The sequence below is a fragment of the Mycobacterium avium subsp. avium genome (assembly GCF_009741445.1).
GTDB lineage: Bacteria > Actinomycetota > Actinomycetes > Mycobacteriales > Mycobacteriaceae > Mycobacterium > Mycobacterium avium.
On record NZ_CP046507.1, the window covers coordinates 2,791,404 to 2,810,344 of the forward strand.

Below are 18,941 nucleotides of genomic sequence, written 5' to 3' on the forward strand. Positions count from 1 at the left end.
TCGCTCTGCATCGAACCGGCCGTCACCAGTGCGCTCATGCGCTGGCTCCAACCGTTGCCGCCGCCATCCTGGCGACCATCGTCTTGTCGTTCTCGACCTCGGCCAGCGTGCCGCCCAGCGCGGCGCGAATGACGCGACCGATCTCGTCGGCCAGGAACGCCACGCCCTGTACCTTGCTGACCGATTGCACGTCTACCAGGTACTTGCCGCGCAGCAGCAGGGCCAGCTGCCCCAGGTTCATCTCCGGGCACACCACCTGCGGGTACCGCCGCAACACCTCGCCCAGGTTGGCCGGGAACGGGTTGAGGTAGCGCAGGTGGGCGTGCGCCACCTTGATGCCCTTGCGCCGCGCGCGCCGGCAGGCCTCACCGATCGGGCCGTAAGAGCTGCCCCACCCGATCAGCAGCAGCTCGGCGTCGCCCGTGGGGTCGTCGACCTCGAGATCGGGCACCGAGATGCCGTCGATCTTGGCCTGGCGCAACCGCACCATCAGGTCGTGGTTGACCGGCTCGTAGGAAATGTTGCCCGAGCCGTTCGCGGCTTCCAGCCCGCCGATGCGGTGCTCGAGGCCCGGCGTGCCCGGAACGGCGAATTGCCGCGCCAGCGTCTCGGGGTCGCGGGCGTAGGGCTGGAACGGTTCGTCCGGCTTGGCGAAGGCGTGCGTGATGCGCGGCAGAGTGCTGACGTCCGGAATGCGCCACGGCTCTGAGCCGTTGGCGATCGCGCCGTCGGACAACACGATCACCGGGGTGTGGTACGACACCGCGATGCGCGCCGCCTCCAGCGCGGTTTCGAAGCAGTCCGACGGCGAGCGCGGCGCCAGCACCGCGACCGGCGACTCGCCGTTGCGGCCGAACAACGCCTGCAGCAGGTCGGCCTGCTCGGTCTTGGTGGGCAGCCCGGTCGACGGCCCGCCGCGCTGCACGTCGACGACGAGCAGGGGCAGTTCGGTCATCACGGCCAGCCCGAGCGCTTCGGACTTCAGCGAGATGCCCGGCCCGGACGTGGTGGTGACGCCCAGCGCGCCGCCGTAGGAGGCGCCGATCGCGGCGCAGATCCCGCCGATCTCGTCCTCGGCCTGGAAGGTGATGACGTTGAAGTTCTTGTGCTTGGACAGCTCGTGCAGGATGTCGGAGGCCGGCGTGATCGGGTAGCTGCCCAGCACGACCGGAATGTCGGCCAGCTGACCGGCCGCGACGATGCCGTAGGCCAGCGCGGTGTTGCCGGAGATCTGCCGGTATTCACCGGCCGGCAGCGTCGCGCGGGAAACCTCGTACGTGGTGCCGAACGCCTCGGTCGTCTCGCCGTAGTTCCAGCCGGCCTTCAGCGCCAGCACGTTGGTCTCGGCGATCTCGGGCTTGCGGGCGAACTTCTCCCGGATGAACTTCTCGCTGGTTTCGATCGGCCGACCGTACATCCACGACAGCAGGCCCAGCGCGAACATGTTCTTGGCCCGCTGACCGTCCTTCTTCGACGCGCCGATGGATTCGACGGCACCGAGCGTCAGCGTGGTCATCGCGACGGAATGCACCACGTAGTCGGACAACTCGTCGGTCTCCAGCGGGTTGGTGACGTAACCCACCTTGGTCAGGTTGCGCTTGGTGAACTCGTCGGAGTTCGCGATCACCATGCCGCCGCGGGGTAGGTCGCCGATATTGGCCTTCAGCGCAGCGGGATTCATCGCGACGAGGACGTCGGGCCGGTCGCCGGCGGTCAGGATGTCGTAGTCGGCGATCTGAATCTGGAACGACGAGACACCGGGCAGAGTGCCTGCGGGCGCGCGGATCTCGGCAGGGTAGTTCGGCTGGGTCGCCAGGTCGTTGCCGAAAAGCGCTGCCTCGGAGGTGAACCGGTCGCCGGTGAGCTGCATGCCGTCACCGGAGTCACCGGCGAAGCGGATGACGACCTGTTCCAGGCGCTGACGGCTAGATCCGTTGGGGGAAGCCCCATTCTGTGAGTCTGATCCGGCTCCGCTGCCGTTCGGATCCACGTCGTTGCCCTCCATTTGTTCACCGGACAGACAGTTCGCGCAGCTTCAGATTACGCGCCGGCGAAGTGAGTCTCCGGCCATCACGGTTTTATGTCACTGGCGGTACCAATTATGGCACTCATTTCGCGCGTACATGGTCACCTGATACCCGCCACACGCGGCCGTTAACTCACCAAAAGCCCAAGTCAGGGCGGGGGCGCCGACGCGGACCGCACCAAACTGTGTTATTGGTCACGTCGTGAGCGTTAACCGCCGCGCTTAGCCGCGGCAGGGGCGCGGCGTCGCGTCAGGCGCTCTTGTCGCGACGCTCGGTGCGCGACGGCTTGCGCGGCACGATCGTTGGCAACACGTTGTCCTGCACGGTCTCCTTGGTCACCACGACCTTGGCGACGTCGTCGCGGCTCGGGATGTCGTACATCACCGGCAGCAGCACTTCTTCCATGATCGCGCGCAGGCCGCGGGCCCCGGTGCCGCGGTGGATGGCCTGATCGGCGATCGCCTCCAGCGCGTCGTCGGTGAACTCCAGCTCCACGCCGTCCATCTCGAACAGCCGGGTGTACTGCTTGACCAGAGCGTTCTTCGGCTCGGACAGGATCTTGACCAGCGACTCGCGGTCCAGGTTGGTGACCGAGGCGACCACGGGCAACCGGCCGATGAACTCGGGGATCAGACCGAACTTGATCAGGTCCTCGGGCATGACCTCGGCGAAGTGATCGGTGGTGTCGATCTCGGCCTTGGAGCGCACCTCGGCGCCGAAACCCAGGCCCCGCTTGCCGACGCGCTCGTAGATGATCTTCTCCAGCCCGGCGAAGGCGCCCGCGACGATGAACAACACGTTGGTGGTGTCGATCTGGATGAACTCCTGGTGCGGGTGCTTGCGGCCGCCCTGCGGCGGCACCGACGCCTGGGTGCCCTCCAGGATCTTCAGCAGGGCCTGCTGCACGCCCTCCCCCGACACGTCGCGGGTGATCGACGGGTTCTCGCTCTTGCGCGCGATCTTGTCCACCTCGTCGATGTAGATGATGCCGGTCTCGGCGCGCTTGACGTCGTAGTCGGCGGCCTGGATCAGCTTCAGCAGGATGTTCTCCACGTCCTCACCGACGTATCCGGCCTCGGTGAGCGCGGTGGCGTCGGCGATGGCGAACGGCACGTTGAGCATCTTGGCCAGCGTCTGGGCCAGGTAGGTCTTGCCGCATCCGGTCGGCCCCAGCATCAAGATGTTGGACTTGGTCAGCTCGACCGGTTCGTGGCGCGAGTCGCGGCCCTTCTCGCCGGCCTGGATGCGCTTGTAGTGGTTGTAGACCGCCACGGCCAGCGTCCGCTTGGCGGTGTCCTGCCCGATGACGTATCCCTCGAGGAACTCCCGGATCTCGATCGGCTTGGGCAGCTCGTCGAGCTTCACGTCGTCGGCGTCGGCGAGCTCCTCTTCGATGATCTCGTTGCAGAGGTCGATGCACTCATCGCAGATGTACACGCCGGGGCCAGCAATGAGTTTCTTGACCTGTTTCTGGCTCTTTCCGCAGAACGAGCACTTCAGCAGGTCACCGCCGTCTCCGATGCGCGCCATGGTGCTGAGGGCCTACTTCCTGTTCGCCGTTGGTCTTGCCTGTCCCGCATGTATTCACCGACGCTACCCGCTTGATCGGGCCCGCCGCGACCATAAACGCCGAATCGCGCTCATGGTATTGCGGGGGTTCGTGCCTCTTTCCGTATGGATGAAACATATAGCCACACGGTGCCCGTGACTCGCGATAGACGCGCTTTGCGTGTCTTTGGCGTGTCGCGGTCGTGATGCGACCGAGGCTGGCGGCCGGCTCGAGGCGTGGGCGAACCCCCACGAAATCACCCTACAGTGGCCAGGTGGGTTCAGCCCGGGGCTTCACCTGGCCCAGCGCTCCCGTGCTGCTCGACGGCGGCCTGGCCACCGAGCTGGAAGCGCGCGGTCACGACCTCTCCGACCCGTTGTGGTCGGCGCGGCTGCTCGCCGACGCCCCGCAGGAGATCGGCGCGGTGCACGCCGCCTACTTCCGCGCCGGGGCGATGATCGCGACGACGGCCAGCTACCAGGCGTCCTTCGAGGGCTTCGCGGCCCGCGGAATCAGCCGTTCCGACACCGCCGGATTGCTTCGGCGCAGTGTCGAACTCGCCAAGGCTGCGCGGGATGAGGCAGGTGTTGCGGGCTACGTGGCCGCGTCGGTGGGCCCGTACGGCGCCGCACTTGCGGACGGCTCCGAATACCGCGGCCGCTACGGGCTCAGCGTGAGGCAGCTGGAGGACTGGCACCGGCCGCGGCTGGAGGTGTTGGCCGACGCCGACGCGGACGTCTTGGCAGTGGAAACCATCCCCGACGTCGACGAGGCCGAGGCGCTGGTGAATCTGGTGCGCTCGCTCGGTGTGCCGGCGTGGCTGAGCTACACCATTGACGGCGCCCACACCCGGGCGGGTCAGCCGCTGGCCGACGCTTTCGCGGTGGCGGCAGGGGTTCCCGAGATTGTCGCTGTCGGCGTCAATTGCTGCGCGCCGGATGATGTGCTTCCGGCGATCGGGCCGGCCCGAGCCGTCGGCAAACCCGTGATCGTGTATCCCAACAGCGGAGAGCACTGGGATGGTCGCGTCTGGACGGGCCGATCAAAGTTTTCCGCAGAACTTGCAAGCCAATGGATCTCGGCGGGAGCACGTATCGTCGGCGGATGCTGCCGGGTGCGGCCCACCGACATCGCGGCCGTTCGCCGAGCGTGCAGTGACGGCGAAAATTCCGCCAAAAAATCGCCCTGAGTGCACGTTCGGCGCAGCGAGTTAGGCCGTCTGCGCCGACAGCTTGCGGTACTCCAGCACGGTGTCGATGATCCCGTAGTCCTTGGCCTCTTCGGCGGTCAGGATCTTGTCCCGGTCGGTGTCCTTGCGGATGGTCGCGGCGTCCTTGCCGGTGTGACGGGCCAGGGTGGTCTCCATCAGCGTGCGCATCCGCTCGATCTCGGCGGCCTGGATCTCCAGGTCGGAGAACTGCCCCTGGATCACGCCCTGCAGCGACGGCTGGTGGATCAGCACCCGCGCGTTGGGCAGCGCCATCCGCTTGCCCGGGGTGCCGGCGGCCAGCAGCACCGCCGCCGCCGAGGCGGCCTGACCGAGGCACACCGTCTGAATGTCGGCGCGCACGTACTGCATGGTGTCGTAAATGGCCATCAGCGAGGTGAATCCGCCGCCGGGCGAATTGATGTACATGGTGATGTCGCGGTCCGGGTCCAGCGACTCCAGCACCAGCAGCTGCGCCATGATGTCGTTCGCCGACGCGTCGTCCACCTGGACGCCGAGGAAGATGATGCGCTCCTCGAACAGCTTGTTGTACGGGTTGGATTCCTTGATCCCGAAGCTGGAGTGCTCGATGAACGACGGCAGGATGTAGCGCGCCTGGGGCTGGATCTGAGGGTTCACTGTGCTTCTCCGTTGGTGATGGTGGCGGCGCGGGTGATGATGTGGTCGACGAACCCATACTCGAGGGCTTCCTGGGCGGTGAACCAGCGGTCGCGGTCGGAGTCGGCCTCGATGCGTTCGATCGACTGTCCGGTGAATTCGGCGTTGAGCCGGAACATCTCCTTTTTGATGACGTGGAACTGCTCGGCCTGGATGGCGATGTCGGCCGCGCTGCCGGTGACCCCGCCGAGCGGCTGGTGCATCAGGATGCGGGCGTGCGGCAGCGCGTAGCGCTTGCCCTTGGTGCCCGCCGCCAACAAGAACTCGCCCATCGAGGCGGCCATGCCCATCGCGTAGGTGGCGATGTCGCAGGGCGCCAGCACCATGGTGTCGTAGATGGCCATGCCGGCGCTGATCGAACCGCCCGGGGAGTTGATGTAGAGCGAGATGTCCTTGGTGGGGTCTTCGGCGGCGAGCAGCAGGATCTGCGCGCACAGCCGGTTGGCGACGTCGTCGTTGACCTCCGAACCCAGGAAGATGATGCGCTCGGACAGCAAGCGCTCATAGACCGAGTCCGTGAGGTTGAGACCCTGCGAGGGCGAACGCATGTCAGACACGACTGGGTTACCTGCTTTCTCGAGTTCTTCTCTGCACCGACACTAACCAACCGGGCCCGCCGTTTCGCGGCCACGCGCCCCGGAAACGGGCCGCGTTCGCTCACAGCGTCATCGGCAAGGTCATTCGCCGGCGTCGGCCGTGGTGGTTTCGTCGGCCTGATCGGCGTCCTCATCGGCGGCGCCGTCGCCCGACGGGCGCTTGCCGAAGAACTCACTGGTGTCGATGGTGTTGCCGGCGGTGTCGGTGACCGTCGCCGCCCGGATCACCTCGGCGATGGCCAGCGCCCGTCGCACATCGGCGAACATGGCCGGCAGCTGGTTGTTCTCCTGAAGGTAGGCCAGCAACTGCTGCGGCTCGATGCCGTACTGCCGCGAGGTCGCCACCAGCCGCTCGGTCAGGTCTTCCTGGCCGACCTGGACCTGCAGCTTGTCGGCCAGTGCGTCGAGCAACAACTGCTTCTTGACGTCCGTCTCGGCGGCGGTGCGCGTCTCGTTCTCGAACTCCTCGCGGGACTTCCCTTGCTGGGCAAGCACTTCCTCGAGTTTGGACTCGTCGTGGTTGAGGCTGTGCAGCGCGCCGTGCAGGGCGCTGTCCACCTGGGCCTTGACGATTGCTTCCGGCAACGGGATGTCGACCTGCTCGAGCAGGGTGTCGATCGCGGCGTCGCGGATGCGTTCGGCCTGCTGCGCCCGCTTGACCCGGCCGACCTGCTCGCGCAGGTTGGCCCGCAGCTCGTCGATGGTGTCGAATTCACTGGCCAGTTGGGCGAACTCGTCGTCGGGCCCGGGCAGCTCGCGCTCCTTGACCGACTTGACCGTGACCGTCACCTGGGCGTCCTGGCCGGCGTGCTCGCCCGACACCAGCTTGGTCGTGAACTCCCGGGATTCGTCGACGGACATCCCGATCAGGGCCTCGTCCAGCCCCTCGATGAGCCGGCCGGAGCCGACCTCGTGCGACAGCCCCTGGGCGGTGGCGCCGGGCACCTCCTGCCCGTCGATGGTGGCCGACAGGTCGATCGAGACGAAGTCCCCCTCGGCCACCGGGCGCTCCACCCCGGTCAGGGTGCCGAAGCGGGCGCGCAGCGACTGCAGTTCGGCGTCGACGTCCTCGTCGGTGACCTCGATCGGGTCCACCGAGATCTTCAGGGCGCCCGGGTCCGGCAGGTTCAGCTCGGGGCGGACGTCGACCTCGGCGGTGAAGGCCAGCTCCTGCCCGTACTCCTTCTTGGTGACCTCGATCTCGGGCTGGCCCAGCGGGTGCACTTCCGACTCGGCCACGGCCTGTCCGTACCGGGCGGGCAGCGCCTCGGTGACGACCTGGTCGAGCATCGCCTCCCGGCCGAAGCGGGCCTCCAGCAACTTCGCCGGCGCCTTGCCGGGCCGGAAGCCGGGCAGCCGCACCTGCTTGGCCAGTTCCTTGTAGGCCCGCTGGAAGTCGGGCTCGAGTTCGGCGAAGGGGACCTCCACGTTGATGCGCACCCGGGTAGGGCTCAACTGCTCGACGGTGCTCTTCACGGGTGTGCTCCTTGGTACTCGTTGCTGGCGGTCGGTGGGCCGTGCGCGGGGCACGGGGCCGGTCGTGCTGGTCGGGGTGACAGGATTTGAACCTGCGGCCTTCCGCTCCCAAAGCGGATGCGCTACCAAGCTGCGCTACACCCCGCGCTGACCTCGATGATCCTAAGGCCCCTCGAAGCCAGGTCCGCCACAGGCTTCGCAGCGACCGCGCGGACCTCACGGGGTGGTCACAAAGCCGCGTCGATTAGATTTGATCTTCGTCGCCAGCTACAGTCACGCTCGACTAGACACATGCGGGCGTAGCTCAATGGTAGAGCCCTAGTCTTCCAAACTAGCTACGCGGGTTCGATTCCCGTCGCCCGCTCGGGCTAACTATCTTCTCGATAGAGAGGCGCCATGAGCGACCTGAAGACGGACGCGCCGATTCATGGCTCATGTGCGCCGGACTTCGTCGGGGTACGCGACGCCTTCGAGCGCAATTTCACCCATGGCGGTGAGGTCGGCGCGGCCGTCGCCGTCTGGGTGGACGGGTCGCTGGTCGTCAATCTGTGGGGCGGCTGGGCCGACGCCGCGCGCACCCGCCCCTGGCAGCAGAACACCCTGACCACGGTGCTGTCCGGCACAAAGGGCCTGTCCGCCACCTGTGTGCATCGACTGGCCGACAGCGGGCAGCTGGACCTACAGGCGCCGGTGGCCCGCTACTGGCCCGAGTTCGCCCAGGCGGGCAAACAAGACATCACCCTGGCGATGGTGATGAGCCACCGATCCGGGGTGATCGGGCCGCGCACCCGGATGCGCTGGGAACAGGTCGCCGACTGGGACTACGTCTGCGAACAGCTGGCCGCCGCCGAGCCGTGGTGGGAGCCGGGCACCGCCCAGGGCTACCACATGACCACCTTCGGTTTCATCATGGGCGAGGTGTTCCGCCGGGTCACCGGCCGAACCATCGGCCACTACCTGCGCACCGAGATCGCCGGACCGTTCGGCGCCGACGTCCACATCGGGTTGCCGCTGGCCGAACAACACCGCTGCGCCGAGCGGGTCAACAAGCCGCACGCCCGCGACCTGCTGGCCGACGCCAACGCCCCCACCGACCCGAGGAGCCTTGCCGAGCACCCCAAGGCCGGGCTGTCCATCTCGATGGGTTTCGCCCCCGACGACGAGCTGGGCTCGCACGATCTGAACCTGTGGCGCGAACTGGAGTTCCCGGGCACCAACGGGCAGGTGTCGGCGCTCGGCTTGGCGACCTTCTACAACGCGCTGGCCCAGGAGAAGTTGCTCAGCCGCGAGCACATGGACCGGGTGCGGGTGTGCCAGGGCGGGCTGGACACCGACCTGGTGCTGGGACCCCGGGTCGCCGACCACGGCTGGGGCCTGGGGTACATGCTCAACCAGCGGTGCGTCAACGGACCCAACCCGCGGATCTTCGGCCACGGCGGGCTGGGCGGCTCGTTCGGATTCGTCGACCTGGAACACCGGATCGGCTACGCGTACGTGATGAATCGCTTCGACGCCACCAAGGCCAACGCCGATCCGCGGAGCCTGGCGCTGTCCAACGAGGTCTACTCCGTGCTGGGCGTCCGCTAACTGCGACGCGAACGCGCCCCGCCCGGATCGGCGGGGCGCGTTCGGGTTTCGTGGACGTGCGCGGCGTCAGGGGTGCCAGCCGTGCGGCGGCGGCGGTCCGCCTGGACCAGGGTGGCCCCAGCCCGGGGGTGGCGGTCCCGGCGGACCCGGAGGCGGCGGGGGCGGGCCCCCACGCCAGTCATGGCAGTTGTTCCAGTCCCAGTTGTTTCCCCAGCCCGGATCCCAGAATTCGCCGGGGCACCATTGCGGGAAGGGCCCGGGATGGGCCTGGGCTACCGTTGCGATGCCCAAGCCGGCCAGGCCCAGCCCACCGATCGCGAGGGCCGTTGCGGCCAAACGTGGAAGAGTTTTCACGAAGAACACTCATACCCGTATAGATGCTTTGGCTAAACAATGGCCTGGCGTTTCTTGCCTGTGAGCTTCCTGCCAACCGGGGCGATCGAGCGGGCGGGCTCACTTCTGACAAGTGGGGCACCAGAACACGTTTCGGCCCTCCAGCACCGCAGTCCGGACGGGCTCGCCGCACACCCGGCAGGCCTCGCCGGCCCGCCGGTACACGTAGGTGCGCGGCCGGTCGGGGCGATAGGACGGGGCGCCGCGGTCGTGTTCGGGCCGCACCACGATGATCTTGCCGCGCCGCAGGCCCACCTTCATCAGCGCCACCAGATCGGTCCAGGCCGCATCGAACTCGGCCTCGCCCACGTCGCGGCCCGCCCGGTACGGGTCGATGCCGTGCCGGAACAACAACTCGCTGCGGTACACGTTGCCCACCCCGGCCATCACGGTCTGGTCCATCAGCAGCGCGCCAATAGGTCTGCGCGACTTGGCAATTCGCTGCCAGGCCCAGGACGGGTCGGCGTCGTCGCGCAACGGGTCGGGGCCCAGCCTGGCCAGCACGTCGCTGACCTGCCCCTCGTCGATGACCTCGCAGACCGTCGGGCCGCGCAGGTCGGTGCCGTGGCTGGCGCCGACCATGCGCATCCGCACCTGCCCGACCGGGTCGGGCAACGGCCCGTCGCCGGGACGTTCCCATTCGCTGAAGGAGCCGTACAGTCCCAGGTGCACGTGCACGATCGGGCCGCCCGCGTAGTGGTGAAACAGGTGTTTGCCCCAGGCGCTGGTGCGCCGCAACACCCGGCCGTCGACCACCGCGGCCGCCTCGGCGAAGCGGCCCTGCGGGCTGGTCACCGCCACCGGCGCGCCGGCGTAACGGCGTTGATGTAGCCGGGCCAGCCGGTGCAGGGTATGGCCTTCGGGCACGCGCGGACCCTGCCGACCTCAGCCCACGGCGCCGGGTACCGGCGGGGCTTGGTGGGTGCGTTCGTATTCGGCCAGTATGTCGATACGCCGTTGGTGGCGTGGGGCTTTCGACCACGGCGTGGTCACGAAGGCGTCGACGATGGCCAGCGCCTCGGCCACGGTGTGCATGCGACCGCCGATGCCGATCAGCTGGGCGTTGTTGTGCTCGCGCGCCAGCTGCGCCGTTTCCACGCTCCAGGCCAACGCGCAGCGGGCGCCGGGAACCTTGTTGGCGGCGATCTGCTCGCCGTTGCCCGACCCCCCGAGCACGATGCCGAGGCTGTCCGGGTCGGCCACGGTGCGCGTCGCGGCGGCGATGCAGAACGCCGGGTAGTCGTCGTCGGCGTCGTAGCTGAAGGCGCCGCAGTCGATCGGCTGGTGGCCGGACTGCTCGAGGTGGGCGATGATCTGCTGCTTGAGCTCGAATCCGGCGTGGTCAGAGCCGAGGTAGACGCGCATGCCCGCAATCCTTACACAGCCGCGGGCCGCCGGGCCCGCGGCTGTGTGCGGCAGGCTAGTCGAATTCGGGCTTCTCGTCGCGGGTTCGCTTGAGTTCGAAGAAGTGCGGGTAGGACGCGAACGTCACCGAGGCGTCCCACAGCTTGCCCGCTTCCTCGCCGCGCGGGATCCGGGACAGCACCGGCCCGAAGAACGCCACGTTGTTGACGTGGATGGTGGGGGTGCCGACGTCGTCGCCGACCGGGTCCATGCCGGCGTGGTGGCTCTTGCGCAGCGCGTCGTCGTAGGCGTCGGTGTCGGCGGCCTCGGCCAGCTCGGCCGGCAGGCCCACCTCGGCCAGCGACTGCTTGATCACGTCGGTGAGGTCCTTGTTGCCCTCGTTGTGGATGCGGGTGCCCATCGCCGTGTACAGCGGCGCAAGCACCTCGGCGCCGTGCGCCTGTTCGGCGGCGATGGCCACCCGCACCGGGCCGAACGCCTTGGCCAACCGCTCCCGGTATTCGTCGGGCAGGCCCTCGCGGTTCTCGTTGAGCACCGCCAGGCTCATCACGTGGAAGTTCACCTCGATGTCGCGGACCTTTTCCACCTCGAGGATCCAGCGTGAGGTGATCCATGCCCACGGGCACAGCGGGTCGAACCAGAAATCGGCTTTGTTCTTCGCGGGGGCCTGCTGCGCCATGGCGGATCCTCTCGTGTGGGAGTTGCTCGTGGAGTTGAAAGACTGATCTGCACAACCGTAGGCGTCTGCATCCTGTTCCCGGTTTGCCCGCCCCGTAAGTTGGACACGTGGCACTTCCCAATCTCACCCGCGAACAAGCCGTCGAGCGCGCCGCGCTGGTCACCGTAGCCGGCTACCGGATCGACCTCGACCTCACCGACGGGAACGGCGCTCCCGGCGAACGGACCTTCCGCTCGATCACCACGGTGGTGTTCGACGCGCTGGCCGGCGCCGACACCGTCATCGACATCGCCGCCGACACCGTGCGCAGCGCCACCCTCAACGGTCGCGACATCGACGTCTCCGGCTACGACGAATCCACCGGGATCCCGTTGCAGGGGCTGGCCGACCGCAATGTCGTCGTGGTCGACGCGGACTGCCGCTACTCCAACACCGGCGAGGGTCTGCATCGCTTCGTCGACCCGGTCGACGACGAGGTCTACCTGTACTCGCAATTCGAAACCGCCGATGCCAAGCGGATGTTCGCCTGCTTCGACCAGCCCGACCTCAAGGCGACCTTCGACGTGCGGGTGACCGCGCCCCGGCATTGGAAGGTGATCTCCAACAGCGCGGCGGTGTCGGTGAACGACGCGGCGCAACACCGGGTGCACACGTTTGCCACCACGCCGCGGATGAGCACCTATCTGGTCGCCCTGATCGCCGGCCCGTACGCCGAGTGGAAGGACAGCTACGTCGACGAGCACGGGGAGATCCCGCTGGGCATCTACTGCCGGGCCTCGCTGGCGCAGTACATGGACGCCGAACGGCTCTTCACCCAGACCAAGCAGGGATTCGGCTTCTACCACAAGAACTTCGGGATGCCCTACGCGTTCGGCAAATACGATCAGCTGTTCGTGCCCGAATTCAACGCCGGCGCAATGGAAAACGCGGGCGCGGTGACCCTCCTCGAGGATTACGTGTTCCGCAGCAAGGTCACCCGGGCCTCCTACGAGCGGCGCGCCGAGACGGTGCTGCACGAGATGGCGCACATGTGGTTCGGGGACCTGGTCACCATGGCCTGGTGGGACGATCTGTGGCTGAACGAGTCGTTCGCCACCTTCGCGTCGGTGCTGTGCCAAAGCGAGGCAACGGAATTCACCGAGGCGTGGACGACGTTCGCGACGGTGGAGAAGTCGTGGGCCTACCGCCAGGATCAACTGCCGTCGACGCATCCGATCGCCGCCGACATCCCGGACCTGGCCGCGGTCGAGGTGAACTTCGACGGGATCACCTACGCCAAGGGCGCTTCGGTGCTCAAACAACTCGTCGCCTACGTCGGGCTGGAGCACTTTTTGGCCGGGCTGCGCGATTACTTCCGCGCCCACGCGTTCGGCAACGCCACCTTCGACCATCTGGTCGCCGCGCTGGAGAAGGCATCCGGCCGCGACCTGTCCGACTGGGGTCGGCAGTGGCTGAAGACCACCGGGCTGAACACGCTGCGGCCGGATTTCGACGTCGACGACCGCGGCCGGTTCACCCGGTTCGCGGTGACCCAGAGTGGTGCCGCCCCGGGCGCCGGGGAGACCCGGGTGCACCGGCTGGTGATCGGCATCTACGACGACGACGGGTCGGGGAAGCTGGTGCGAGTGCACCGGGCGGAACTCGACGTCGAGGGTCCTGTCACGGAAGTGCCTGCGCTGGTTGGTGTTTCGCGAGGCAAACTGGTTCTGGTCAACGACGACGACCTGACCTACTGCTCCGTGCGGCTGGACGCCGAGTCGCTGGGCACCGCGCTGGATCGCATCGCCGACATCGCCGAGCCGTTGCCGCGCTCGCTGGTCTGGTCGGCGGCCTGGGAGATGACCCGCGAGGCCGAACTGCGGGCCCGCGACTTCGTGGCCCTGGTGGCGGGCGGCGTGCAGGGCGAAACCGAGGTCGGCGTGGCGCAGCGGCTGCTGCTGCAGGCGCAGACGGCGCTGAGCTCCTACGCCGAGCCGGAATGGGCGCGCGACCACGGTTGGCCGCAGTTCGCCGACCGGCTGCTGGAGTTGGCGCGGGCCGCCGAGACCGGGTCGGATCACCAGCTGGCCTTCGTCAACGCGCTGTGCTCGTCGCTGTTGTCGACGCGCCATGTGGTGACGCTGGCGGATCTGCTCGACCATGACCCGGCCGAGTTGGGGCTGGCCGGCCTGGAGATCGACACCGACCTGCGGTGGCGGATCGTCACCGCCCTGGCCGCCGCCGGCGAGATCGACGCCGACGGGCCCGCGACGCCGTTCATCGATGCCGAGGTGCAGCGTGACCCGACGGCCGCCGGCAAGCGGCACGCCGCGCAGGCCGCGGCGGCGCGGCCGCAGCTGCCGGTCAAGGAGCAGGCGTGGACGACGGTGGTCGAGGACGACACCCTGGCCAACATCACGGCCCGCTCGATGATCGCGGGCATCGCCCAGCCCGGGCAGCACGAGCTGCTCAAGCCGTTCACCCCGCGCTACTTCGAGGCGATCCCGGGCGTGTGGGCGCGGCGATCCAGCGAAGTGGCCCAGACGGTGGTGGTCGGCCTGTATCCGGCCTGGGACATCAGCGACGAGGGCATCGCGGCGGCGGACAGGTTCTTGTCGGACCCCCAGGTGCCGGCGGCGCTGCGGCGGCTGGTGCTCGAGGGCCAGGCCGGGGTGAAGCGTGCGCTGCGGGCGCGTCGCTTCGACGCGACAGCTGACTAGGCCGGCGAGATCCCTGCGCTCAGCACGCGGATCGCGCTGACCAGGCCGTCCACCAGATCGCCCCGCTGGAACGCCGAGGAGGCCGCGGCGACACCCAGCGGCGCGGCCGATTCGGCGCCGCGACCCCGGACCGCGGAACCGTAGACCACCTCGATGACCTTCTGATCGGGTGAGACGGCCAGCAGCACCGCGTTGTCCGGGGTGGGCACGTCGGCCAGGATCTCGCGGGCCCGCGCGGCGGTGTCGGTGCCCAGGTCGCCCAGATAGATCGCGAACCGCGTCTTGGACGCCCGCGACCCGAACTTCAGCGCGTCGTCGATGGCCACCAGGTCCTTGATCGGGAACGGGTAGTGCACGGACAGCTCACCGGGCTCGGTCACCCCGGAGATCCGGCCGCTGGTGGTGATCACCCAGCCGTTGGGCAGCTCGGCGGGTTCCCTCGTCGCTACCTCACCACGTGCCACTGGCGCCACCTCCGACTGTGAATTCCGACGTGCCGTGTCCACCGTGACCGGCGTGGCCGACGTCCTCATCGACGGCCGCCCACAGGATCGGCGGGTGGGTCCACTTCTCGCCCAGCTTGTAGGTCGCCGGGTGCGGTCCCTTGTGGGACCAGATCAGCACCGACAAGACGATCACCAGCAACAGCGGTATTCCGACGATGAACAGGTGCATCTGCATAGAACTCACGACGCAAACCGTATCCCACGCACCGGGCTGCACTCGTCCGGACACCGGAATGTGGCTCAGGCCGCACCTTCACCGAGGTATCGGGCCCAGGCCGGGTCCAGCTCCTTGACCGTCGACAGCAGCCGCCAGTGTTGGCCGGTGGGCGGCAGCGGCGGCCGGCGCAGCGTCCAGCCGAGCTCGTTGAGCAGTTTGTCGCCCTTGCGGTGGTTGCACGTCGAGCAGCAGGCGACGCAGTTCTCCCAGGAGTGGTCACCCCCGCGGCTGCGCGGCACCACGTGGTCGACGGTGTCGGCCTTGGCCCCGCAGTAGGCGCAGCAGAACCGGTCGCGGTGCATCAGCGCGGCGCGGGTCATCGGGACCCGCGCCCGGTAGGGCACCCGGACGTAGCTGCGCAGCTGGATCACCGACGGCATCACGATCGAGCTGGTCGCCGAGTGGATGACCGGGCCCGCTGGATCGTGATGCACCACGTCGGCCTTTCCGCAGATCACCATGACGATGGCGCGCCGCATCGGCAGCGCGGTCAGCGGCTCGTAGGTGGAATTCAGCAGCAGCACCCGCCGGCGACTCCAGATGGACGTGCTGTCCGGGCGGGTGGGCGGATGGGTTTCAACACTGTGCAGCGAGGACGCGGTCGGGGGCCCGGTCAACCCTGCCGCGGCCACCTGGCTGCGGTGGCGGCGGCGCTTCTTGCCCTGCGCCATAGATCCTCCGCGAACAGTCCACCATGATTCGCCGCCAATCGCACGCCTATTGCAGGTGAACGCCGTGTCGATCCGGTGAACAGCCGGAGTGGGCTCGGGCCGCTCCGGTGCGTGACGGCGCGGATGCACCACAATGGACGGCGATGGATCAGGTGAGCTTTTACGACGCGGTCGGCGGTGCCGAGACGTTTCAGGCGATCGTGTCGCGGTTTTACGCCCAGGTGCCCGAGGACGAGATCCTGCGCGAGCTCTATCCGCTCGATGACCTCGAGGGCGCCGAGGAACGGCTGCGGATGTTCCTCGAGCAGTATTGGGGCGGCCCGCGCACCTACTCCGACCGGCGCGGGCATCCGCGGCTGCGGATGCGTCACGTGCCGTTCCGGATCACTCCCCTGGCCCGCGACGCCTGGCTGCGCTGCATGCACACGGCGGTGGCGTCGATCGACTCGAAGACACTGGACGACGAGCACCGTCGCGAGCTGCTCGACTATCTGGAGATGGCCGCGCACTCGCTGGTGAATTCTCCGTTGTGATGTCAGCCCACGAAGTGATGTCAGCCCACGAAACCGAGCGGGGTGCAATGCAATCCAAGCCGTGGTGGTCGAGCGCGGTGTTCTATCAGGTGTATCCGAGGTCATTCGCCGACAGCGACGGCGACGGCGTCGGCGACATCGACGGGGTGACGGCGCATCTGGACCACCTCGAGCAACTGGGCGTCGACGCGATCTGGCTCAATCCGGTCACCGTCTCCCCGATGGCCGACCACGGCTACGACGTCGCCGACCCGCGCGACATCGACCCGCTGTTCGGCGGGATGGCCGCGATCGAACGGCTGATCGCCGCGGCGCACCGGCGGGGCATCAAGATCACCATGGACGTGGTGCCCAACCACACCAGCTCGGCGCATCCGTGGTTCCAGGCGGCGCTGGCGGCCGGGCCGGGTTCCGACGCCCGGCAGCGCTACTTCTTCCGGGACGGCCGCGGCACGGACGGCGAGCTGCCGCCGAACAACTGGACCTCGGTGTTCGGCGGGTCGGCCTGGACCCGGGTGCTCGAACCCGACGGCAATCCCGGCCAGTGGTATCTGCACCTGTTCGACACCGAGCAGCCCGACCTGAACTGGGAGCACCCGGACGTCTTCGACGACTTCGAGAAGACGCTGCGGTTCTGGCTGGAGCGCGGCGTGGACGGCTTCCGCATCGACGTCGCCCACGGCATGGCCAAACCGGCCGGCCTGCCGGATTCGCCGGACCTCGAGTCCAAGGTGTTGCACCACAGCGACGACGACCCGCGCTTCAACCACCCGAGCGTGCACGACATCCACCGCGACATCCGCAAGGTGGTCAACGACTATCCGGGCGCGGTCACCGTCGGCGAGGTGTGGGTCACCGACAACGCCCGCTGGGCGGAGTACCTGCGGCCCGACGAACTGCATCTCGGGTTCAACTTCCGGCTGACCAAGATCGACTTCGACGCCGCCCAGATCCACGACGCGATCCAGAACTCGCTGGCCGCCACCGCCCTGCAGGACGCCACCCCGACCTGGACGCTGTCCAACCACGACGTCGGGCGGGAGGTCACCCGCTACGGCGGCGGCGAGGTCGGGCTGCGCCGCGCCCGCGCGATGGCGATGGTGATGCTCGCCCTGCCCGGCGCGGTGTTCATCTACAACGGCGAGGAGCTGGGCCTGCCCGACGTCGAGTTGCCCGACGAGGTGTTGCAGGACCCGACCTGGGAGCGCTCGGGACACACCGAGCGGGGCCGGGACAAATGCCGGGTGCCGATGCCCTGGTCGGGCCAGGCTCCCCCGTTCGGGTTCTCCTCGCGCACCGACACCTGGCTGCCGATGCCGAAGGAGTGGGCGGCGCTGACGGTGCAAAAGCAGCGCGACGACCCCGACTCGACGTTGTCGTTCTTCCGGCGGGCCCTCGAATTGCGAAGGCGCCGTGTGGAATTCGACGGCGACGGCGTCGAATGGCTGGAGGCGACCGCCGATGCGGTGACGTTCCGGCGTCCCGGCGGGCTGGTGTGCGCCCTCAACAGCGGCGAGCAGCCCGTGCCGCTGCCGCCGGGCGAACTGGTGCTGGCGAGCGCGCCGCTGCTGGACGGGAAGCTGCCCCCGGACGCGGCGGCCTGGCTGGCCTAGCGGCGCGACCGGGGCGAGCATTTCGCCGCCCGCTGCTCTATATGTTGACCCATGGCTTGCTACGAGTGGACAGTGGTCGGCGCCGGGCCGGCGGGCATCGCGGCGGTGGGCCGGCTGCTCGATCACGGGGCGGACAGCATCGCCTGGATCGACCCCGCCTTCGCCGCCGGAGACATCGGCCAGAAGTGGCGATCGGTGTCCAGCAACACGCACGCCGGGCTGTTTCTCGAATATTTCAACGGCTGCAAGTCATTTCGGTTCTCCGAGGCACCGCCCATGCCGCTGCGGGAAATCGACGCCGGCGAAACCTGCGCGCTGGCGCTGGTGGCCGAACCCCTGCTGTGGGTCACCGGGCAGCTGCGTGAGCGGGTCGACACCGTCACCACCACCGCCACCGCGCTGTACCTGTCGGACCGGCGGTGGCGGATCGAGACCGAGCAGCGCGAGATTTTCTCCAGAAACGTGATCCTGGCCGTCGGGGCGGTGCCCAAAAAGCTTTGCCACCCCGGCCTGGAGGAGATTCCGGTGGAAGTCGCACTGGATCCCGAAAAGCTCGCCCGCCAACCGCTTTCCGGGGCGACAGTGGGCGTGTTCGGTTCATCGCACTCGTCGATGATCGCGCTGCCCAACCTGCTGCGCCAGCCGGTCGAAAAGGTGATCAACTTCTACCGGAGCCCGCTGAAATACGCTGTCTACTTCGATGATTGGATTCTCTTCGACGACACCGGCCTGAAGGGCCAGGCCGCGGTGTGGGCGCGGGAGAACATCGACGGGGTGCTGCCGGAACGGCTGCACCGGTGTCTGGTGTCCAGCCCGGAGTTCGCCGAGAATCTGGCACGCTGCGACCGGGTGGTCTACACCGTCGGCTTCGAGCGCAGAACGTTGCCCGAGACGCCGCAATGGGGCCGGCTGGACTACAACCCGACCACCGGGATCCTTGCTCCCGGCCTGTTCGGGGTGGGCATCGCGTTCCCCCAGTACGCCGAAGACCCGTACGGCTACGGGCAATTCCGAGTGGGGCTGAAGAAATTCATGGACTACCTGGATTCTGTGCTGCCGCTGTGGCTGCGCTACGGCCCCTGATCCGCGCGACCACAGGTCGGTCGGCATTAAACTCAGCCTGATCCGTTTTCCGGCGCCGGCTC

Annotated in this window: 18 protein-coding genes and 2 tRNA genes; 7 read left to right on the forward strand and 13 right to left on the reverse strand. The window is 68.0% G+C overall.

The annotated features are described in order from the left end of the window. Positions 1 to 34: 34 nt before the first annotated feature. Both MAA44156_RS12925 and clpX read right to left on the reverse strand, forming a co-directional pair. Complete coding sequence (locus MAA44156_RS12925; protein WP_085988248.1) at positions 35 to 1,990, reverse strand: 2-oxoacid:acceptor oxidoreductase subunit alpha; 1,956 nt, start codon at positions 1,988 to 1,990, stop codon at positions 35 to 37. Between the two features lie 286 nt (positions 1,991 to 2,276). After that, positions 2,277 to 3,557: an ATP-dependent Clp protease ATP-binding subunit ClpX gene (gene clpX / locus MAA44156_RS12930; protein WP_003875851.1), complete on the reverse strand. Its 1,281-nt coding sequence runs from the start codon at positions 3,555 to 3,557 to the stop codon at positions 2,277 to 2,279. Between the two features lie 332 nt (positions 3,558 to 3,889). Here clpX and mmuM point away from each other — a divergent pair, with 332 nt between their 5' ends. After that, positions 3,890 to 4,765 carry a homocysteine S-methyltransferase gene (mmuM, locus tag MAA44156_RS12935; protein WP_009975942.1) on the forward strand — a complete coding sequence of 292 codons (876 nt, stop codon included), beginning with the start codon at positions 3,890 to 3,892 and terminating at the stop codon, positions 4,763 to 4,765. Between the two features lie 21 nt (positions 4,766 to 4,786). On the opposite strand, the gene clpP2 is transcribed toward mmuM, so the two are convergent. From clpP2 to MAA44156_RS12955, 4 genes are all read right to left on the reverse strand, one after another. Beyond that, entirely contained in the window at positions 4,787 to 5,422 is a 636-nt protein-coding gene (gene clpP2 / locus MAA44156_RS12940; RefSeq protein WP_003875849.1) for an ATP-dependent CLP protease proteolytic subunit ClpP2, read from the reverse strand. After that, positions 5,419 to 6,009: an ATP-dependent Clp protease proteolytic subunit gene (locus tag MAA44156_RS12945; RefSeq protein ID WP_009975941.1), complete on the reverse strand. Its 591-nt coding sequence runs from the start codon at positions 6,007 to 6,009 to the stop codon at positions 5,419 to 5,421. The genes clpP2 and MAA44156_RS12945 overlap by 4 nt, the downstream gene beginning before the upstream one ends. A gap of 129 nt (positions 6,010 to 6,138) precedes the next feature. Then, a complete protein-coding gene (gene tig / locus MAA44156_RS12950) occupies positions 6,139 to 7,533 on the reverse strand; it encodes a trigger factor (RefSeq protein ID WP_009975939.1) in 1,395 nt (464 codons plus the stop codon). Between the two features lie 68 nt (positions 7,534 to 7,601). Then, positions 7,602 to 7,678 (reverse strand) — tRNA-Pro (locus MAA44156_RS12955). 148 nt (positions 7,679 to 7,826) lie between these two features. Between MAA44156_RS12955 and MAA44156_RS12960 the strand changes: the two genes are divergently transcribed. Then, positions 7,827 to 7,897 (forward strand) — tRNA-Gly (locus tag MAA44156_RS12960). Between the two features lie 32 nt (positions 7,898 to 7,929). Beyond that, positions 7,930 to 9,120 carry a serine hydrolase domain-containing protein gene (locus MAA44156_RS12965; protein ID WP_009975937.1) on the forward strand — a complete coding sequence of 397 codons (1,191 nt, stop codon included), beginning with the start codon at positions 7,930 to 7,932 and terminating at the stop codon, positions 9,118 to 9,120. A 66-nt stretch (positions 9,121 to 9,186) separates the two neighbouring features. Here MAA44156_RS12965 and MAA44156_RS23815 read toward each other — a convergent pair whose 3' ends face one another. From MAA44156_RS23815 to MAA44156_RS12980, 4 genes are all read right to left on the reverse strand, one after another. Beyond that, complete coding sequence (locus MAA44156_RS23815) at positions 9,187 to 9,483, reverse strand: Mtp family mycobacterial-type pilin (protein ID WP_472419732.1); 297 nt, start codon at positions 9,481 to 9,483, stop codon at positions 9,187 to 9,189. 90 nt (positions 9,484 to 9,573) lie between these two features. Next, positions 9,574 to 10,380: an Fpg/Nei family DNA glycosylase gene (locus MAA44156_RS12970; RefSeq protein WP_009975935.1), complete on the reverse strand. Its 807-nt coding sequence runs from the start codon at positions 10,378 to 10,380 to the stop codon at positions 9,574 to 9,576. A gap of 18 nt (positions 10,381 to 10,398) precedes the next feature. Beyond that, positions 10,399 to 10,878 (reverse strand): ribose-5-phosphate isomerase, encoded by a 480-nt coding sequence (locus MAA44156_RS12975; RefSeq protein ID WP_003875844.1) that lies wholly within the window; start codon positions 10,876 to 10,878, stop codon positions 10,399 to 10,401. Positions 10,879 to 10,933: 55 nt separating this feature from the next. Then, positions 10,934 to 11,557 carry a mycothiol-dependent nitroreductase Rv2466c family protein gene (locus MAA44156_RS12980; RefSeq protein ID WP_009975933.1) on the reverse strand — a complete coding sequence of 208 codons (624 nt, stop codon included), beginning with the start codon at positions 11,555 to 11,557 and terminating at the stop codon, positions 10,934 to 10,936. Positions 11,558 to 11,664: 107 nt separating this feature from the next. On the opposite strand from MAA44156_RS12980, the gene pepN reads away from it, so the two are divergent. Next, positions 11,665 to 14,256, forward strand: coding sequence for an aminopeptidase N (pepN, locus tag MAA44156_RS12985; protein ID WP_009975931.1), 2,592 nt, complete (start codon positions 11,665 to 11,667; stop codon positions 14,254 to 14,256). On the opposite strand, the gene MAA44156_RS12990 is transcribed toward pepN, so the two are convergent. The 3 genes from MAA44156_RS12990 to MAA44156_RS13000 form a co-directional block, all read right to left on the reverse strand. Then, a complete protein-coding gene (locus tag MAA44156_RS12990) occupies positions 14,253 to 14,720 on the reverse strand; it encodes a DUF5130 domain-containing protein (protein WP_003875841.1) in 468 nt (155 codons plus the stop codon). The genes pepN and MAA44156_RS12990 overlap by 4 nt on opposite strands. Continuing rightward, on the reverse strand, positions 14,707 to 14,937 hold the full coding sequence (gene ctaJ, locus MAA44156_RS12995; protein WP_003877446.1) for an aa3-type cytochrome oxidase subunit CtaJ: 231 nt from the start codon (positions 14,935 to 14,937) through the stop codon (positions 14,707 to 14,709). Before ctaJ ends, MAA44156_RS12990 begins: the two co-directional genes overlap by 14 nt. A gap of 65 nt (positions 14,938 to 15,002) precedes the next feature. Further along, positions 15,003 to 15,650: an HNH endonuclease gene (locus MAA44156_RS13000; RefSeq protein ID WP_003875839.1), complete on the reverse strand. Its 648-nt coding sequence runs from the start codon at positions 15,648 to 15,650 to the stop codon at positions 15,003 to 15,005. 143 nt (positions 15,651 to 15,793) lie between these two features. On the opposite strand from MAA44156_RS13000, the gene MAA44156_RS13005 reads away from it, so the two are divergent. The 3 genes from MAA44156_RS13005 (at position 15,794) to MAA44156_RS13015 (ending at position 18,879) form a co-directional block, all read left to right on the forward strand. After that, the gene (locus MAA44156_RS13005) at positions 15,794 to 16,183 is read left to right on the forward strand and encodes a globin (RefSeq protein WP_009975930.1); all 390 of its coding nucleotides are present in this window, start codon (positions 15,794 to 15,796) and stop codon (positions 16,181 to 16,183) included. After that, positions 16,183 to 17,796, forward strand: coding sequence for a glycoside hydrolase family 13 protein (locus MAA44156_RS13010; protein ID WP_224119111.1), 1,614 nt, complete (start codon positions 16,183 to 16,185; stop codon positions 17,794 to 17,796). Before MAA44156_RS13005 ends, MAA44156_RS13010 begins: the two co-directional genes overlap by 1 nt. A 72-nt stretch (positions 17,797 to 17,868) precedes the next feature. After that, entirely contained in the window at positions 17,869 to 18,879 is a 1,011-nt protein-coding gene (locus MAA44156_RS13015; protein ID WP_009975927.1) for a pyridine nucleotide-disulfide oxidoreductase, read from the forward strand. Positions 18,880 to 18,941 lie beyond the last annotated feature (62 nt).

Excerpts from the sequence above, each read along its gene's own strand:
- clpX (WP_003875851.1), bottom strand. The coding sequence starts at position 3,557 with ATGGCGCGCATCGGAGACGGCGGTGACCTGCTGAAGTGCTCGTTCTGC.
- MAA44156_RS12945 (WP_009975941.1), bottom strand. The coding sequence starts at position 6,009 with ATGCGTTCGCCCTCGCAGGGTCTCAACCTCACGGACTCGGTCTATGAG.
- MAA44156_RS12965 (WP_009975937.1), top strand. The coding sequence starts at position 7,930 with ATGAGCGACCTGAAGACGGACGCGCCGATTCATGGCTCATGTGCGCCG.
- MAA44156_RS12975 (WP_003875844.1), bottom strand. The coding sequence starts at position 10,878 with ATGCGCGTCTACCTCGGCTCTGACCACGCCGGATTCGAGCTCAAGCAG.
- MAA44156_RS12980 (WP_009975933.1), bottom strand. The coding sequence starts at position 11,557 with ATGGCGCAGCAGGCCCCCGCGAAGAACAAAGCCGATTTCTGGTTCGAC.
- ctaJ (WP_003877446.1), bottom strand. The coding sequence starts at position 14,937 with ATGCAGATGCACCTGTTCATCGTCGGAATACCGCTGTTGCTGGTGATC.
- MAA44156_RS13000 (WP_003875839.1), bottom strand. The coding sequence starts at position 15,650 with ATGGCGCAGGGCAAGAAGCGCCGCCGCCACCGCAGCCAGGTGGCCGCG.
- MAA44156_RS13005 (WP_009975930.1), top strand. The coding sequence starts at position 15,794 with ATGGATCAGGTGAGCTTTTACGACGCGGTCGGCGGTGCCGAGACGTTT.
- MAA44156_RS13010 (WP_224119111.1), top strand. The coding sequence starts at position 16,183 with ATGTCAGCCCACGAAGTGATGTCAGCCCACGAAACCGAGCGGGGTGCA.